Origin of the sequence: Winogradskyella ursingii (genome assembly GCF_013403975.1) — a bacterium.
Lineage (GTDB): Bacteria > Bacteroidota > Bacteroidia > Flavobacteriales > Flavobacteriaceae > Winogradskyella > Winogradskyella ursingii.
In genome coordinates this window covers 206,283-224,386 of sequence record NZ_JABFDH010000004.1, presented here as the reverse complement: position 1 = coordinate 224,386, position 18,104 = coordinate 206,283, and the positions used below count along the sequence as shown (strand labels likewise).

Annotated in this window: 16 protein-coding genes and 1 tRNA gene; 11 read left to right on the top strand and 6 right to left on the bottom strand. The window is 35.5% G+C overall.

All coding sequences use genetic code 11. From position 1 onward, the window contains the following. Position 1 precedes the first annotated feature (1 nt). Positions 2 to 748 carry a tRNA pseudouridine(38-40) synthase TruA gene (gene truA / locus HM983_RS11410; RefSeq protein ID WP_179345566.1) on the bottom strand — a complete coding sequence of 249 codons (747 nt, stop codon included), beginning with the start codon at positions 746 to 748 and terminating at the stop codon, positions 2 to 4. 158 nt (positions 749 to 906) lie between these two features. On the opposite strand from truA, the gene HM983_RS11405 reads away from it, so the two are divergent. Next, positions 907 to 1,401: a metallophosphoesterase family protein gene (locus HM983_RS11405; RefSeq protein ID WP_179345565.1), complete on the top strand. Its 495-nt coding sequence runs from the start codon at positions 907 to 909 to the stop codon at positions 1,399 to 1,401. 62 nt (positions 1,402 to 1,463) lie between these two features. Here the strand turns inward: HM983_RS11405 and HM983_RS11400 are convergent, their stop codons facing one another. Further along, complete coding sequence (locus HM983_RS11400; protein ID WP_179345564.1) at positions 1,464 to 1,874, bottom strand: DUF4293 domain-containing protein; 411 nt, start codon at positions 1,872 to 1,874, stop codon at positions 1,464 to 1,466. Between the two features lie 214 nt (positions 1,875 to 2,088). Between HM983_RS11400 and rho the strand changes: the two genes are divergently transcribed. Beyond that, entirely contained in the window at positions 2,089 to 3,750 is a 1,662-nt protein-coding gene (gene rho, locus HM983_RS11395) for a transcription termination factor Rho (RefSeq protein ID WP_179345563.1), read from the top strand. A 168-nt stretch (positions 3,751 to 3,918) separates the two neighbouring features. Then, on the top strand, positions 3,919 to 4,455 hold the full coding sequence (locus tag HM983_RS11390; RefSeq protein WP_179345562.1) for a hypothetical protein: 537 nt from the start codon (positions 3,919 to 3,921) through the stop codon (positions 4,453 to 4,455). Between the two features lie 94 nt (positions 4,456 to 4,549). On the opposite strand, the gene rpsT is transcribed toward HM983_RS11390, so the two are convergent. The 3 genes from rpsT to proS form a co-directional block, all read right to left on the bottom strand. After that, the gene (rpsT, locus tag HM983_RS11385; RefSeq protein WP_179345561.1) at positions 4,550 to 4,801 is read right to left on the bottom strand and encodes a 30S ribosomal protein S20; all 252 of its coding nucleotides are present in this window, start codon (positions 4,799 to 4,801) and stop codon (positions 4,550 to 4,552) included. 25 nt (positions 4,802 to 4,826) lie between these two features. Continuing rightward, positions 4,827 to 4,898: transfer RNA gene (locus tag HM983_RS11380), tRNA-Glu, on the bottom strand. Between the two features lie 110 nt (positions 4,899 to 5,008). Then, the gene (gene proS / locus HM983_RS11375) at positions 5,009 to 6,487 is read right to left on the bottom strand and encodes a proline--tRNA ligase (RefSeq protein WP_179345560.1); all 1,479 of its coding nucleotides are present in this window, start codon (positions 6,485 to 6,487) and stop codon (positions 5,009 to 5,011) included. Between the two features lie 100 nt (positions 6,488 to 6,587). Here proS and HM983_RS11370 point away from each other — a divergent pair, with 100 nt between their 5' ends. Then, entirely contained in the window at positions 6,588 to 7,667 is a 1,080-nt protein-coding gene (locus tag HM983_RS11370; RefSeq protein WP_179345559.1) for a hypothetical protein, read from the top strand. A gap of 33 nt (positions 7,668 to 7,700) precedes the next feature. Next, the gene (locus HM983_RS11365; RefSeq protein ID WP_179345558.1) at positions 7,701 to 9,221 is read left to right on the top strand and encodes an OmpP1/FadL family transporter; all 1,521 of its coding nucleotides are present in this window, start codon (positions 7,701 to 7,703) and stop codon (positions 9,219 to 9,221) included. A gap of 78 nt (positions 9,222 to 9,299) precedes the next feature. On the opposite strand, the gene HM983_RS11360 is transcribed toward HM983_RS11365, so the two are convergent. Next, positions 9,300 to 12,968 (bottom strand): T9SS type B sorting domain-containing protein, encoded by a 3,669-nt coding sequence (locus HM983_RS11360; protein ID WP_179345557.1) that lies wholly within the window; start codon positions 12,966 to 12,968, stop codon positions 9,300 to 9,302. A gap of 192 nt (positions 12,969 to 13,160) precedes the next feature. Here HM983_RS11360 and folE point away from each other — a divergent pair, with 192 nt between their 5' ends. The 6 genes from folE to HM983_RS11330 all read left to right on the top strand — a co-directional run bounded on the left by folE (position 13,161) and on the right by HM983_RS11330 (position 17,976). After that, the gene (gene folE / locus HM983_RS11355; RefSeq protein WP_179345556.1) at positions 13,161 to 13,838 is read left to right on the top strand and encodes a GTP cyclohydrolase I FolE; all 678 of its coding nucleotides are present in this window, start codon (positions 13,161 to 13,163) and stop codon (positions 13,836 to 13,838) included. A 54-nt stretch (positions 13,839 to 13,892) separates the two neighbouring features. Continuing rightward, the gene (cysS, locus tag HM983_RS11350; protein WP_179345555.1) at positions 13,893 to 15,371 is read left to right on the top strand and encodes a cysteine--tRNA ligase; all 1,479 of its coding nucleotides are present in this window, start codon (positions 13,893 to 13,895) and stop codon (positions 15,369 to 15,371) included. A gap of 121 nt (positions 15,372 to 15,492) precedes the next feature. Next, positions 15,493 to 15,726 carry a membrane protein insertion efficiency factor YidD gene (gene yidD / locus HM983_RS11345; protein ID WP_179345554.1) on the top strand — a complete coding sequence of 78 codons (234 nt, stop codon included), beginning with the start codon at positions 15,493 to 15,495 and terminating at the stop codon, positions 15,724 to 15,726. Between the two features lie 66 nt (positions 15,727 to 15,792). Then, a complete protein-coding gene (lgt, locus tag HM983_RS11340; protein ID WP_179345553.1) occupies positions 15,793 to 16,620 on the top strand; it encodes a prolipoprotein diacylglyceryl transferase in 828 nt (275 codons plus the stop codon). A gap of 2 nt (positions 16,621 to 16,622) precedes the next feature. Then, complete coding sequence (locus tag HM983_RS11335; RefSeq protein WP_179345552.1) at positions 16,623 to 17,120, top strand: DUF192 domain-containing protein; 498 nt, start codon at positions 16,623 to 16,625, stop codon at positions 17,118 to 17,120. Further along, positions 17,113 to 17,976, top strand: a complete 864-nt coding sequence (locus HM983_RS11330; RefSeq protein ID WP_179345551.1) for an alpha/beta hydrolase family protein — start codon at positions 17,113 to 17,115, stop codon at positions 17,974 to 17,976. Before HM983_RS11335 ends, HM983_RS11330 begins: the two co-directional genes overlap by 8 nt. The last annotated feature ends 128 nt before the right edge of the window (positions 17,977 to 18,104 follow it).

The window sequence follows — 18,104 nt, the reverse complement described above, 5'->3', positions numbered from 1 at the left end:
ATTAACTCATTTTAATACAATCAGGATAATCAACCCTGACCAAATAAAGGCCGTGCCCAGGAACCGAAAACCCCGCTTCAGACCTATCCTTAGATGCTATAATCTGATGTAAATCTCCTGGTTTAAATTTCCCTAATCCAACACTTATCATCGTTCCGACCACTGCTCTTACCATATTTCTTAAAAATCGGTCTGCCGAAATTACAAAAATCAGTTCATTTTCCTTTCTCTCCCATCTCGCCTCTTTCACATTACAATAATACGTTTTCACATCTGTATTACTTTTAGAAAAACATTGAAAATCACTATACTGCAATAGAATATTACAAGCCTCATTCATTTTATCAACATTTAAAGGCAGCTGCATTTGATAAGCATAATCATAACTAAATACATTCTTAGAAGTCGAAACTCTATAATGGTATGTTCTGCCTGAAGCGTGAAATCTCGCATGAGCATCATCCTTTACCTGAAACACATTTGCAACAGCGATATCTTTAGGTAACAAAGAATTTAATTTGTAAACTAAATCTTTTGAATTGATCGCTTCATAAAAATCAAAATGGGCGAACATTTGTGACGCATGTACTCCAGCGTCGGTTCTCCCAGCTCCCATGATTGAGATTTTTCTTTTTAGTAAGATGCTCAAAGCTTTCTCAACTACTTCCTGAACAGTGATGGCGTTCGGCTGATTTTGCCAACCATGATATGCTTTGCCATTGTACGAAAGTTCTATAAAAAACCGCAAGAGAAACCTTATTTTTGTAATTCACAAAGGTAGCTAATTACTTAAGAGGCAAATCTGAAATTTTCAGATTATTAACAAAAATTACGCAAAAAACTCTTTTGTTTACAATCCGGATTTTTATTGGGATAAAAAAAGTTACTGAATCAAGTTTACCACAATTGAAAAAAATACTTCTATTATCTGATACCCATAGCTACATTGACGACGCCATTTTAAAACACGTAAAAAAAGCCGATGAAGTCTGGCACGCAGGTGATATTGGCGATCTAAATGTTACAGATCAAATAAAAATACTGAAACCATTAAAAGCGGTATATGGTAATATTGATGATGCTAAGGCCAGAAGAGAATTTCCTCTCCACAATAGGTTTCGATGCGAAGAGGTAGATGTTTGGATGACGCATATTGGTGGTTACCCACCTAAGTATAATAATCGGGTAAGAGAAGAATTGCAGTTAAATCCACCAGATATTTTTATTACAGGACATTCGCATATTCTAAAAGTAATGCCAGATAAAAAACTGAATCTTCTACATATGAATCCTGGTGCTGTAGGCAAACACGGATTTCATAAAGCGAGAACAATGCTTCGGTTTAAGATAGATGGTAAGCAAATAAAAGAATTAGAGATTATAGAATTTGAAAAACGATAGCATTAAAAAACCCAGACGGCAGCGTCTGGGTTTTTCACACTAATACTACTAAGATGTTAGGTTCATCGTAATCTATCTACAGATTTTACGAGATCTTCGTCCTTTTTAATAGCCTTGTTAGCCAAGACCAAACACACAATAGAAAAAATTGGAAGAAGAATCCCAATACCTTTCTCAGAAACGCTAGTTTCTCCAGATAAGTTTAGAGATTGATACACAAAGACTCCTAGTAAAATAAAGTTTAATATGATATTAAGTCGTCCCAATACAAATTGGGATTTCCTGTTTTTATAACTAAAAATTGAAATTAAAGATAATACAGCCGATCCTAAAAACAAGCCAAAATAGTATATATTATCTTGTGCGTACACCTTTAAACCTTCGTCGTTTGTCCAAAGGTGAAATACAAATATCAACCCTGCAGAAATTGCAGCAGCTAAAACTAAGTATAAGGTTTGTATGCGTTGAATCATGACTTCGTTTTAAAAAGCAGCACAAAATTAGTAGTTTATTTTTGAAAAAGATAGAAATTATATTAAAATAAAATCGTATTATTGCAGTAAATGAGGCAACAATCTGAGTTGCATCACTCTAATCTTCAAAATTAATTTCACTTTTTTTCTTTTTACAATATCTAGAGAATCTTGAATTAATACTATCAAATTATAATACATTATACACATAAGAATGTTTGAAATTTCTCAGTTAAAGGCTAAAAAACTTCCAGAACTACAGGAAATAGCCAAAACTCTCAATGTACCTAAATACCGTACACAAAAAAAATTAGATCTAGTTTATAAGATTCTAGATTACCAAGCCGCAAATCCTGATGCTGTGAAGGCTAAAGTTGAAACTGATAAAAAAGTTGATACCCAAGACAAAAAGCCTGCTCAAAAAAGTCCTAGACAACAGAAACCACAAAGCAATAAAGGACAAAACAATAAAGATACTTCTGACAATAAAGACGACAATAAGTCTAAAACTCAAGAACGTAAGCCTCAAGAACGCAAGCCTCGCACGTCAAAACCTAATAACGACAAGTCAAATAATGACAAGTCGAGCAATAAAGGTCAGGATCAAAAATCCAATGATCGCAGTGACGATAACAAAAGGAATCAAAAAAACGACAATAGACAGCAACGCTCCAAAAGTAATAACAACAGGAACAGCAATAATCCAAAAAATAATGGCAATAAGGATAGTAGAAATCGCTATCGTGAACCAGATTTTGAATTCGATGCCATTATAGAAAGTGAAGGAGTTCTTGATATCATGCAAGATGGTTACGGGTTTTTAAGGTCGTCAGATTACAATTACCTCACTTCTCCCGATGATATCTATGTTTCGCAATCACAGATTAGACTATTTGGTCTTAAAACTGGTGATACTGTTTTAGGTCATGTTAGACCACCAAAAGAAGGCGAAAAATATTTTCCACTTATTAAAGTGAGTAAAATAAACGGTCAAAGTCCACAGGTGGTAAGAGACAGAGTTGCTTTTGAGCATTTAACACCACTTTTTCCTAAAGAGAAGTTCAATCTAGCAGAAAGACAAAGTACAATCTCTACGAGAATCATGGATCTCTTTGCCCCTATTGGTAAAGGACAGCGTGGTATGATTGTATCGCAACCAAAAACGGGTAAAACGATGTTATTAAAGGATGTTGCTAATGCAATTGCCGCCAACCATCCTGAGGTATATCAAATGATATTGTTAATTGATGAAAGACCTGAAGAGGTAACGGACATGCAACGGAACGTACGTGGAGAAGTTATTGCTTCTACTTTTGATAAAGAAGCGCATGAACATGTGAAAATCGCCAATATCGTTTTAGAAAAAGCGAAGCGTTTGGTAGAATGTGGCCATGATGTCGTTATACTTTTAGATTCAATTACAAGATTAGCAAGAGCTTATAACACTGTACAGCCAGCATCTGGTAAAATACTTTCCGGTGGTGTAGATGCCAATGCTTTGCACAAACCAAAACGTTTCTTTGGAGCTGCTCGTAATATTGAAAATGGTGGTTCTTTAACCATCATTGCAACTGCACTTACTGAAACTGGCTCTAAAATGGATGAAGTAATTTTTGAAGAATTTAAAGGAACTGGCAACATGGAATTACAGTTGGATCGTAAAATCTCTAACAGAAGAATTTTCCCTGCCATTGATCTTACATCATCAAGTACAAGACGTGATGACCTGTTATTGGATGATAATACTATTCAAAGAATGTGGGTAATGCGCAAGTACCTTGCAGATATGAACCCTGTGGAAGCTATGGAATTTATTAATGACAGGTTTAAGCAAACCAAAAACAATGAAGAGTTTTTGATTTCTATGAATGGGTAAACAACTATAAGACATAACATATTTCAAAACCTCAAACCTCTAGTTTGAGGTTTTTTATTTGTCTTAAATCTAATCAATACTTTAATCTGACAAAAATGTTATTTAAAACAGAATGGCATTTTTTTTGCATAATCAAGTCCAATATGTTTAACTTAAAAATTGTAAAAAATGAAAAAAGTAAAACTCTTTTTGTTTGTAGCAATTTTGGCTACAAGTTGCAATGCGCAGGATTCCAAAATCACTAAAGACGACATTGCGAAAACAAAAATAAAGATCGACACTATTACATCACCAGAAGGAAGTTGGAAGGTTAACAAGGAACTCGACGAAAACGGAAACATAATTAAATACGACTCGATCTACACTTGGTCATCGTCAGGAAATTTAAAAGGTCTCAAACAAATTGAAAATGACAGTTTACTAAATAAGATGCGTTCTATGTTGCGCCGACAATTTTCTATGTTCAACAGTCCAAACCTGTCGAATTCCATTGACAGCGACTCTATAATGAAACAATTTTTTTCGGATGATTTCTTTTCAGATGATTCTTTCTCTAAACGAATGCCAAATGGATTTCCAAACTTAGAGGACATAATGAAACGTATGGAAGCGATGCAACAGCAATTTTTCAATAATAACCACCGCTATCTTATTCCGCCAGAAAAAACAGAAAAGAAACCTATTCTTGAAAAGGAGCGTGCCTAATATTTTCTGAATGAAAAACAAAACCCTTACCCTCTAGCAAAAAAAAGTCTTTCCATATGGAAAGACTTTTTAATCTCTTAGTAAGAATCTACAATTATATAGCGGCAACGTGCTTAGTTAACTGAGATTTTAAGTTGGCTGCTTTATTATCGTGAATAATATTTTTCTTAGCCAATTTATCAATCATGCTATGAACAGATGGTAACATCTCTTTTGCTTCTTTAGCATCAGTGATTTCACGTAACTTTTTTATAGCACTACGAGTCGTCTTGTGCTGGTATCTATTGAGCACTCTTTTCTTCTCGTTACTTCTTATTCTTTTTAAAGCTGACTTATGATTTGCCATTATTTTTCTTTCTTATTAAAAATTGTAGCCCGTAGGGGAATCGAACCCCTCTTACCAGGATGAAAACCTGGCGTCCTAGCCGATAGACGAACGGGCCATTTTGGTTATTCTACTAATTAAATGAACCTACAACGTTTCCATTGCGGATGCAAAAATACAACTATTTTTAAATGTTGCAACACCTATTTAATTTTTTTTGATTTTTTTTTAATAGGCCTTTGCAAATAACACCCTCTGCATAGATTTTTTACCGCTATAAACACATTCACCTTCCTTTAATTCATTGTTCATTGGTATACATCTTATAGTTGCCTTTGTAATTTCTTTAATCTTTTGCTCTGTTTCGCTAGTTCCATCCCAATGAGCGGACACAAATCCTGTTTTGGTTTCGAGAACTTTTTTAAATTCTTCAAAGTTATCCACTTCTGTTATGTGAGAATCTCTATAATCTAAAGCTCTATCAAAAAGTTCTTTTTGAATTGTTTCTAGTAAACTTTTTATTGTATCTGCTAAATCATCCATTAGAACAATACCTTTCGTTAGCGTATCCCGTCTAGCTAATTCAACCGTACCATTTTCCAGATCTTTAGGTCCAATAGCTATACGCAAAGGAACACCTTGTAATTCGTGTTGTGCGAATTTGGCACCTGGTCTATGTGTTGTTCTATTATCAAATTTACAGCTAACACCAATCTCTTTTAATGATTTTATTATATCCTTAGCCTTTTCCGAAATAATTTCGAATTGCTCATCAGTCTTATATATAGGAACAATTACTACTTGGGATGGTGCCAAATTTGGAGGTAATACCAAACCTTTATCATCACTATGCGTCATAATCAAAGCACCCATTAATCGGGTAGACACTCCCCAAGATGTTGCCCAAACATGGTCTAGCTTCCCTTCATTGTTGGTGAACTTTACATCAAAAGCTTTGGCAAAATTCTGACCCAAAAAATGAGATGTACCAGCTTGTAAGGCTTTTCCATCTTGCATCAGTGCCTCGATACAAAAAGTTTCTAAAGCACCTGCAAAACGTTCACTTTCAGTTTTCACTCCTTTAATTACTGGTATTGCCATAAAATTCTCGGCAAACTCAGCATAGACATCGTTCATCTGCTCAGCTTCATGCAATGCTTCTTTTTTTGTTGCATGTGCCGTGTGGCCTTCCTGCCATAAAAATTCTGCAGTACGCAAAAACAATCTCGTTCTCATTTCCCAACGGACGACGTTTGCCCATTGATTAATAAGTATTGGGAGATCTCGGTAACTTTGGATCCATCCTTTATAGGTATTCCAAATAATAGCTTCACTCGTGGGTCTAACAACTAATTCTTCTTCTAATTTTGCCTCTGGATCCACTCTTAGCTTACCAGGATTGTCAGGATCATTTTGAAGACGGTAATGCGTAACAACAGCACATTCTTTCGCAAAACCTTCAGCATTTTTTTCTTCTGCCTCAAACAAGCTTTTAGGAACAAAAAGTGGAAAATAGGCATTCTGATGCCCTGTTTCTTTAAACATTCTATCCAATTCAGCTTGCATCTTTTCCCAAATAGCATAACCATAAGGTTTAATGACCATGCAACCGCGAACCGCAGAATTTTCGGCTAAATCTGCTTTAACTACAAGCTCATTATACCATTTTGAATAATCTTCAGCCCTACTTGTAAGATTTTTGCTCATTATTAGGATTTTGGCACAAATATTGTGCTTATGTTAAATAAAAAAATAGTTCAGCAAAACTAACTATTTTTACAATGTTCAACAATAAAATAAAAGAGATATGCAATTTAAAAAATTTACAAACCAAAAATTGCCATTTTTTGTTGCTCTGGGCTTTTTGGCCTTGTTAACATCTTGTGGCTCCTACCAATATGTGGGCTACGATAATGATGGCATATATTCTGGTGATTACGAATATGAAAATGAAGTTGAACAGCCAGTAGTTACAACATCTACTAAAGAATCAAACTATTATAAAAATTATTTCGCTGAAAACAAGGCTGAAGTTGATGCGATTACCGCTGACGGCGATATTTTTACCGATATTGATGGCTATGCAGGAGACTATACTGAAAGAGCAATCGACACCCTTGAACAAGAACCAATGTATGGTGGATGGGGACAATCGAATAGTAATATTTCCATAAATATTATTGATAATGGATGGTATGGCTGGAACGACCCATGGTTATGGAACGGTGGCTTTGGCTACGGTTACGGATGGGCACGCCCTTGGGGCTTTAATCGTTGGGGCTATGGATATGGATGGAATGATCCTTGGTTCTATGGTGGATATTATGGATACGGATGGAATGCTGGCTGGGCCTACAATTATGGTTGGGGCTGGAACAATTGGGGCTATAACAACAATTTTTACAGAAACAATAATAGATATGCTTATTCTGCAGGCAGAAGAGGTTCTTTACTTAGAACCAGTAACTCAAGCCTTAATGGTCGAAGTAATGCCGCATTAGCTAGGCGAAATTATTCAACAAGTAGACTTAATGCTAACAATAACACTAGAATTAGGTCAAATAGCTCTTCGAGATCTATTAGAAATTCTTCATCTACCCGTATCAATAGAGGTACACGGTCTACAAGATCATCTAATAATAGAATAACTAGACCATCTAGAAGATCTAGTTCATCCGGAACGGTTAGAAGATCGTCTGGTAACTCCCGTTCATCTGGCACAGTTAGAAGATCTTCTGGAAGTTCAAGAGGTTCATCGGGTACAGTGAGGCGTTCGTCTGGAAGTTCAAGATCTTCAGGATCTGTAAGATCTTCAGGTGGATCTAGCAGTAGATCTTCAGGAAGTTCTAGAGGTTCTAGTAGCAGACGTGGTGGTGGAAGAGGTTAATCGAAATTATTAAATTCCCAATTTAAAAAGGTTATGAAAAAATTACTTATGTTAAGCATAGGACTGTTAAGTACGTCCTATATTTTAGCCCAAGAGATCAGTGTAGCTGATGCTGTGCGATTCTCAGTTGAAGATATTCAAGGTTCTGCTCGATACAGAGGTATGAGCGGTGCTTTTGGGGCACTCGGTGGAGATATGTCTGCTGTAAACGTAAATCCTGCAGGTTCTGCCATCTTTAACAATAGTCATGCATCGCTTTCTTTGGGAGTGTTTGGCAAAGACAATATTGTATCTTATTTCAATGGCACTACTACGGGCTCAAATTCTGATACGGATTTAAATCAGCTTGGAGCTGCCTTCGTTTTTAGAAATACAAATACGAATTCTCCTTGGAAAAAATTCAGCTTAAGTATTGCATACGACAGGACAAACAATTTTGACGACAGTTGGAGAGCCAATGGTGTTAACCCAAATACGAGTATTGCATCGTATTTTGTTGGTTATGCCAACGGTCAACCTTTGGATAATATTTCTGCTCTACCGGGTGAATCTATTTCTGAAGCGTATTCCGAGATCGGTTCAATCTTTGGTTTTGGAAATCAGCAAGCATTTTTAGGGTTTGAAGGGTTCATAATCGACCCTAATAATGATGAGAACAATACTTATTCGTCAAATATTTCTGGTGGCAACTATAACCAAAGATATTCTTATGCCAGTAGAGGTTATAATGGAAAATTAGCTTTTAACGCAGCAACAAGCTATGATGATAAATTGTACTTTGGATTGAATCTTAATTCACATTTTATAGATTTTGAAAGAAGCACATTCTTAAATGAAACCAACAATAACGACCAATCTTCTGTCAGCAGCGTTGGTTTTGAAAATAATTTGTTGACAACTGGAAGTGGTTTTTCATTTCAACTTGGAGGAATTGCTAAACTATCTGAAGAATTTAGAGTTGGCTTAGCTTATAACTCACCTACTTGGTATAGAATTTCTGATGAAACTTCACAGTATTTTGAATCTACCCGAATCGAAAATGGCGATAGTTTCAATACCGTTGTCAATCCCAATGTGATAAATATTTATGAGGAATATAAATTTAAAACTCCAAGTAAGCTCACAGGAAGTTTAGCGTATATATTTGGAAGAAGTGGATTAATTAGCTTTGATTATTCCATTAAAGATTATTCCAACGCACAGTTTAGACCAGATTCTGATGCTGTATTTGGTACTCTTAATTCTGATATAAATGATCTTTTAGATTCATCTCAATCCTACAAACTAGGTGGAGAATATCGCTACAAACAAGTTAGCTTTAGAGGTGGATATCGATTTGAAGGTAGTCCTTATAAAGATGATAGCTTCTATGGAGATTTATACGGTTACTCTCTCGGATTAGGTTATAATTTTGGTAGTTTAAGTTTAGATTTAGCTTACAGCCATGCTGAGCGCGACATCAATCGTCAATTGTATTCAGTTGGTCTCACAAATGCAGCTACGATACAAAATACATTCGATGATGTTATACTAACTTTAGCTTTCAGCATTTAGTATTAAGTATTATAGAAAAATAATAAAGCCCAAACAAAAGTATGTTGTTTGGGCTTTATTATTCTAGCTACCTAAACATTATCGTTTTAATGTAAAGTGTGCCCGAAATTCTTTACGCTCTGCTGTTAATGGCTCATCATACACCAACCTAAACCAGTAATCGCTAGTTGGCATTTTATTTCCATTGAATGTACCATCCCAACCTTCACCAGTTGGACTTAGTTCTTTTAATAATTTACCATATTGATCAAAAATAAATATTCGAGCATTTGGTTGCGAGTCTATTCCTGTAATATTCCAAGTTTCGTTAGTTCCATCACCGTTAGGTGTAAAATAAAGTGGATAATCGATCACAACTACCGTTTCGGAAACAAAACCACATCCGTTTTTATCTCTTGCAGTAATTGTATGTTCTCCACCTGTGACGTTGGTAAACGTTCCTTCGTCTTGCCATGGGCCATTATCCAAGTTATATTCAAAAGTTGTATTTGTTGCTGTCGTAGACGCATTTGATTCTATAATATTATTGCCTAAAAAAGCTTCTGTAGAAACCTCAACTGTTAACACCGGAGGTTCACTTTCAATGACCTCAGTGCTATCTGTATTAGTACACATGGTTACCATTGAGGTACTAGTATCAGTTACCACTACGGAATAAATTCCTCCTTGATTTGGGATGAGACTAGACTGTGTTTCACCAGGGAGGACATTGCCATCCAAAGACCATTCAAAGTCATAATCTGTATCAGAAAGCCCTGTATCGATTACTGGAGGAATATCTACAGCTTCAGTTCCATTGCTAGATAAACACAAGATATACCTATCCTCTAATTCAAAAATAGGCAATAGATTTACTTGTAAGGTTAATTCAGCAATTTCAAAACACTCGTCCGGTCTTATATTGTTACTTACCCTAGCATAAATCACCTGTGGATTATTGAAGTTTTCATACAAGGTGGGTAATGGCTGTACGTTATTAAACGCATCATCCATACTATCATGATAGGTCAAGGAGAAATCCAATGGATCTTGACCATCGTAGATTTCGGCATCTAGAGTAGTTAAATCGAACTGGGCAGAACCATCATTATCTCCAACTTCATCACAAATTTCATATAAAATTATTTCGCCATCAGAGTTGGCATCAGCACCTTCATTGACCTCGATTTCAAAATTTATAATACTAATGGAACATCCTGTATCATTATTGGTAATCGCCGCATAAATAGTCTGCGGGTTACTCATGTTGGTATAAGGACTTGTTAGCGGTGCGTTAAGATTATCCGCATTCATTTGAGAATCGTGATATGTTACCGTAAACTGCGTTGGATCTTGTCCATCGAGAATTTCCAAGGTTTTACTTTCAAGGTCAAAATCAAACTCAAAATCCGTATTATTTTCACACTCAAAAAAATCACTTACTATAACTGTTGCTTGTGGTAATGGATTAACAACGATGTCAAAATCTACAATGGCGTAACAATTGGTCATCGAATTGGTTACTCTTACAAAAATGGTTTCTGTTGGATTTGTATTTTCATATGAAGCAGGGTTTGGGATGGCATCCACTCCATCATTGGCAGCCGTATATGATAAGTGATAAGTGGCCACAACATCTGAATCTCCATTAATAATGAATGCTTCATTCTGAGTTAAATCGAAAGTTTCTATCAAATCGCCGACAGTCACATCATCACATAACAGAATATCATCTGGGTCTATGTTTGGTGTTGGATTTATAGTCCGCAATCTCACGTGTACACCAAAGCCAACACAAGAATTATCAATATCACCATCTACCCTTACGTAAATTTCCTGCTCAAAAGGAGAACTGTCATTTCTATAATTAGAAATATCTGAAATTGCATTCAATTCTGCCAATGCATCTGCTTCATTTTGGTAGAATGTAAAGTTTAAATTCTGTCCAGTCGGCAATCCCGCTTGAGCTCTTATTTGTACTTCAGCATCGCTAAAATCAAAAGTAGTTACACCATTGGTTATACTATTATCAATATCTTCTGTATCACATTCTTCATAAAGAATTTCTATATTAGAAGGTATCTGTGTGGCCTGGACCAACAAATCTAATTGGGCCACTCTGTAACACGAATTGGCATTTTCAACCCTTACATATAGAATATCTGGTGCAGAAGATGGATCTGTATTGGTATAAGCCGTAACATTGGCAATACCAGCACCACCTGTTTCTGCATCCACTAAATTATCATAATAAGTAAATATTTCGTTTGCCGAATTGTTCGATATAAGTGTTTCTGACTCAGTTAAATTAAAATTCGAAAATCCGTCTGAATCATCATCACATTGAACTAGCTCCACGGCATTTGTAACTACCGGCAACTCATTAACTACTAAATCTACTATTGCAGTTTCGTAGCAATCGGGATTGTCATTATTTTGCACCCTTGCTACAATCTGATCTATATTGATTATCACATTTGTGTACAAATTAGCAAGAGGAGCACTACCTGCATCAGCATTGGCCTGATCTTCGTGATAACTAACGGTGAATTGTGCTGGATTTTGAGCACCCAATAATTGCGAATCAATAGATGAAAGGTTGAACTCCACCAAGCCATTGGTATCATCGCCATCTGCATCGTCGTCACACAATTGATAGGAAAACGGTGTTGCTGAGGGTTGATCAAACACATCAATTAAAAAGCTTGTGGTTTCATAACATGTTGTGTTGGCTGTATTTTCAATCCGCACAAAAATTGTTTCAGCTTGATAAGGATTTTGATTGGTATATATTCCAGGTAATGGTGCAGCATCCATGTCTGCATTATTTTGACTAATATGAAAAGAGATCTCAAAATCTGATATGGATTGTCCTCCCAAAATTGTGGTTTCTAATGCCTCTAAATCAAAGTTCCAAAATCCGTCATTATTATCATCGCAAATTAACTGATCTGTAACTGGGTTGGCAATGGGCTGCTCAACGAAATTAACGTTAAATTCAACAACTGCAATAATAACATCCGCTGCATCATAAGCTTCTGCCAGGTAAACAGCACTTGGCGCCACAACATTGTTTAATATTGGTCCTGTTTCAGGCAAAGGATTTCCATCTCTAAACCATTCATATCTTGTTGCACCAGTGGTTGTAGCATCTAGACTTAGGGTTTCATTATCGCAAGCATCGACAGTATTTACTATAGAACAATCCGTGCTACCAGAATCTGAATCTCCGGCATTAGTTTGTTGAAGCGTAATAAAACCAGCATTTTCAGAAAAATTAGTGATCATAACTATATAAATCTGCCCTGCCTGTGCATTTGGTATTTCCATAAATTCTGTTGTTGCTGGTAGCCAACTACAATCAATTTTATTTGCGGGTGTCAGGTCAGCTCCACAATTTATATCTGCATCATTAAAAGGTCCCCAAGCAATAAAATCTACATCAAAAGCTGCACCACTACCATCGGCATTTTGGGTTTGGCTTATTGAGAAATTTAAATCGCCATCATTATCAACTCTCATAAAATACCAAGATGGATAAGGCCAGTCTGTTGGGTTGTTAGGCCCTCCACCAGTAGTACAACTATAATCAATTCCTGACTCTGCAGAGTTAGAAGCACCTGAAACTCCTGGATGAGAATTAGGAAATGTTAAGGCACTATTCCCTGCGCAAAATGGTTCAACATCAGAACATAGCAAACCTTGGGCATGAGTAGAAAATGCTAAACCAATAATTAATATTAAGGATAAAAATTTTGTATTTTTCATTAATTACAAATAGGAAATTTAAGATGTGAAATTTACTAAAAAAATAAGTAAACAACTGTTGGTTCATCGATTACAGCTACTCATTAACGAACTTTATTATAATACAGGTATAATTCTAAAATCCCTACCCTTTTAATACTATTTTTATTACTTATCTTTGCACCTTGATTTATAGAATATTAGTTTGCTACTATGAAAGTTGAAAATAACTACAATGAAATTGATGCATTTGGAGATGACCACATAAGTTCCTCTAGTGATACTCCAATGCGAAAAGATGCTTTTAAACTCTCATCTTCCGAAAAGGTTGAAATTATAAGAGATGATGTTCGGCATATTATGGAGACCCTCGGTTTAGATCTTACAGATGATAGCTTAAAAGGTACACCAAACCGTGTAGCTAAAATGTTTGTAAACGAAATTTTTGGCGGACTAAACCCAGATAAAAAACCAAGTGCCTCAACTTTTGACAACAAGTATAAATATGGAGAAATGCTTGTTGAAAAAAACATAACCGTTTACTCTACTTGTGAGCACCACTTATTACCTATTGTTGGACGCGCACATGTAGCCTATATATCTAACGGAACGGTTGTTGGTCTATCCAAAATGAACAGAATCGTAGATTATTTTGCAAAGCGTCCTCAGGTACAGGAACGTTTAACCATTCAAATTGTAAAGGAACTGCAAGAAGTATTAAACACAGAAGATGTAGCTTGTGTTATTGACGCCAAACATCTTTGTGTGAATTCAAGAGGCATTAGAGATATTGAAAGTAGCACAGTAACTTCGGAATTTGGTGGTAAGTTTAAAGATAAAGAAACCAAAAGAGAATTTTTGGATTATATTAATTTAGACACTCAATTTTAAACGCTTTTTCTAGGCTTTTTTTTTAATATTTTATTCTGATTCAATTTTTACGGCATGCCTTTATACAAAGACCAAACCATTAAAATATACAATACACTATCTGGAGAGAAGGAGCTGTTTGAGCCTTTAACCAAAGGCTATGTAGGCATGTATGTTTGTGGACCAACGGTTTATAGCAATGTACATTTAGGCAATGTGAGAACTTTCATGTCTTTCGACATGATTTTTCGCTATTTTCAGCACTTAGGTTATAAGGTGCGTTATGTTCGTAATATTACCGATGCTGGACATCTTGAAGATGATGCAGACCGTGGTGAGGATAAAATCACGAAAAAAGCGAGGCTGGAGTCTATTGAACCCATGGAAATTGTACAGCGCTACACAGTAGATTTTCATAACGTTTTAAACACTTTCAACTTTTTATCTCCAAGTATTGAACCAACAGCAACAGGTCACATAATTGAGCAGATTGAACTTATTCAGAATATCATAGATAATGGATTTGCTTATATCAAAAATGGCTCTGTTTATTTTGATGTACACAAATACAACAAAAACAATGAATACGGTATTCTAAGTAAAAGAAAACTTGAAGATCTTATTCATAACACACGTGCTTTAGACGGTCAAAGCGACAAAAAGAACCCACAGGATTTTGCATTATGGAAACGTGCAGAACCAACCCATATTATGCGCTGGCCTTCTCCCTGGAGTGACGGTTTTCCAGGTTGGCATTTAGAATGTACAGCTATGAGTACCAAATATCTAGGCGAAAAATTTGACATACATGGTGGTGGTATGGATTTAAAATTTCCGCATCATGAATGTGAAATTGCGCAAAACCAAGCGGCAAAAGGTCAAAGTCCTGTGAAGTATTGGATGCACGCCAACATGTTGGAACTTAACGGCAGCCGAATGAGCAAATCCAGTGGTAATTACATTAATCCTGCGGAATTAATTTCTGGTGACAATGATATAATGTCTAAAGGCTATAGCCCAAGTGTGGTACGCTTTTTTATGATGCAAGCGTCTTACAGAAGTGTTTTGGATTTAACGGATGATGGACTGATGGGAGCCGAAAAAGGACTACACCGTTTGTTAGATGCTATTAAAACTGTTGAAAGTCTAAAAACAGGAAACACATCAACAATTGATATTTCTGAATGGCAACAGAAATGTTATGACTCCATGAATGATGATTTTAATACTCCTATTTTAATTGCTCATTTATTTGAAGCGGTAAAATTCATCAATCAGATCAAAGCTGAAAAAGCGACCATTACATCTGCAGACTTAGAACTTTTAAAAAACACGTTGAATACATTTACTTTTGATATTCTAGGTTTAGAAAAAGAATCAAAAAGCAATTCTGGGGCAGAGAAATTGGCTAGTGCTGTTCAAATTTTAATAGAATTAAGAAAAGAGGCGCGATTAAACAAGGATTTTGCATTATCCGATAAAATTCGTGATGAGTTGGCTGAAGCTGGCATTCAATTGAATGATGGTCGTGATGGCACGACTTTTACGTATTAATTGCTAGTTGTTTTAAATAATTTTTTTGCCTAAAACAGTCATATCGATCGCATTTGAAACGTCTATTATTTTTAACTATGAGATTTCTTGACTACGCTCGAAATGACAGAGAGTAATAATTATGAAAAAAGTACTAGTTGCACCATTTTTATTCTTAATCAAAATCTATCAGACTTTCATTTCGCCTATCACACCTGCAACCTGTCGTTATCAACCCACATGCTCACATTATGCCAAAGAATCTTTAGAAGTTCATGGATTTTTTAAAGGAGGCTGGTTAGCTGTAAAGCGAATTTTTAGTTGTCATCCCTGGGGAGGAAGTGGTTTTGATCCAGTACCACCAAAAGAGGATTAATAATACGTTAATCCCATTTTCAATCCTTTTCAAAATATTATATTTACCACTTTAAAGCCAATACGTATGCATTTTTTACAAATTGAATGGGATCCTACTAAATTTATAGATTTAGGATTTTTTAAATTACACTTCTATAGCTTAATGTGGATTGTTGCCTTTATACTTGGCTTTTACATTATGAAGCGCATTTGGAAAAACGAAAACCAATCCGAAGAATCTTTAGATTCACTTTTTATCTATTCGGTTTTGGGGATTATGCTTGGCGCGCGATTAGGTCATGTGATATTTTATCAACCCGAACTTATTACCGAAGATTTCTTTAGCATCTTTTTACCTTTTAAATTCAAAGGCGGGTTCGAATTTACAGGTTTTCAGGGCCTGGCAAGCCATGGTGCCGCTATTGCCATGATTATTTCCATGTATATTTTTAATAAGAAAAAATTGCATAAATCAGTTCTTTGGATATTGGACCGTGTGGTTATTCCCGTGGCATCAGGTGCCGTATTTGTGAGAATTGGAAATTTTATAAATTCTGAAATCATCGGAAAATACACCGATAGCGACTTTGGTGTAGTTTTTACACAATTGGGAGAAACCGAACCAAGACATCCAGCCCAACTTTACGAGGCATTTTTCTACATTTTTGTATTCCTGATTTTATTCTATTTCTATTGGAAAACTAATAAATCCGAACAACAAGGCTTTCTTTTTGGACTATTCTTAGTTTTATTATTTACCGTGAGATTCTTTGTAGAATTTGTAAAAGAAGCACAAAATATAGAACGTGCAGATTGGGCTCTCAATACAGGTCAGTTATTGAGTATTCCTTTAGTTTTAGTAGGATTGTATTTTATGTTTGTGTATAAGCCGAAAATAAAATTAAAAAAGTAGGTTTGAAGTATATAATCAAATACACTATAGTCCTTTTAATATTTACATTTCTTGTAAATTGTAAAGAGGAAGTACGAAGCACATCTTCAGATAAGGTTGTTGTTAATTTTAAAAAAGAAGGAGTGCTCAGTATTAAAAAAGCGGATTCAGATTCCATAATAAAAACCTTGGATATTGAAATTGCAGACAACGAATACGAAACTCAAACGGGATTGATGTACCGCACTTCAATGGAACAAAACCAAGGGATGCTGTTTATTTTTCCCGATGAACAATTACGTAGTTTCTACATGAAGAATACCAAAATCCCTCTAGATATTATTTATATTGACGAAGACAAGACCATAGTCAGTTTTCAGAAAAATGCACAACCTATGGATGAATCTTCTTTGCCGTCCAATGTTCCTGCAAAGTATGTTCTGGAGATCAATGCTGGATTGGCTGATGTTTGGGGATTTGAAGTTGGAGATAAGATAGCTTCTAATTCTATTGATGACTGAACCAATAGAAGTTTCCATAAAAACAGTAATGGGGCACAACTTAGGTGCAACGGTTTTTAAACCCAAAAATCAAAATAATAAAAGTATAATCATATCTTCTGCTACGGGAGTACTACAGCGGTTTTACCACAAATTTGCTCGGTATTTTTCAGAATTAGGATATACGATCTACACCTTTGATTACTACGGAATTGGCAAGTCTAACTCAAACGTAACATCTCTAAAACAGAACAAAATCAATCTAAAATCTTGGGGAGAAAATGACCAAGCAGCTGTTGTAGCGTATGTCAAGTCCCAAAATGTTGACCATAAGATTATCGTAATTACACATAGCATTGGTGGACAAATTTTGGCTTTCAACCAGAACATACATCAAATTGACGCTATCATAACTGTAGCTTCACAAAGTGGTTATTGGAAACATTGGAAAGGCTACGAACGTTATAGAATGTTCACGTTTTGGTATCTAATGATACCTATGCTCACACCAATATTTGGTTATTTCCCGGCTAAAACCATAAATCTTTTTGAAAATCTACCAAAGCAAATGGTATATCAATGGAGACGTTGGGGAAGGCAAAAAGATTACATGCTCTCTGAATATAATTATGATGATCTTCAGTTTAAAAATTTTCATAAAGATTTATTGTCCCTAAGTTTTCCAAATGATGAGTATGCTTCTGTTTCATCTGTAGATTGGTTAACAAAGCAATTTATAAATTCAAACGTAGATAGACGCCATGTCGTTCCCGGAGATTTAGGTATCCCAAATATTGGACACTTTGGATTCTTTAGAGATAAATTTCAAGATTCTTTATGGACTTTATTGCATAAATGGATTGAAGAACATTCTTAAAACTTTTTATCAATAAATCGAGCAGATCCGCATATTTAAAAAACAAAAAAGCCTTTCCGTAAATTTGGAAAGGCTTTTTAAATATATTCAACTTTTCAATTACACTCGGTGTAATATTGAGCGCATGT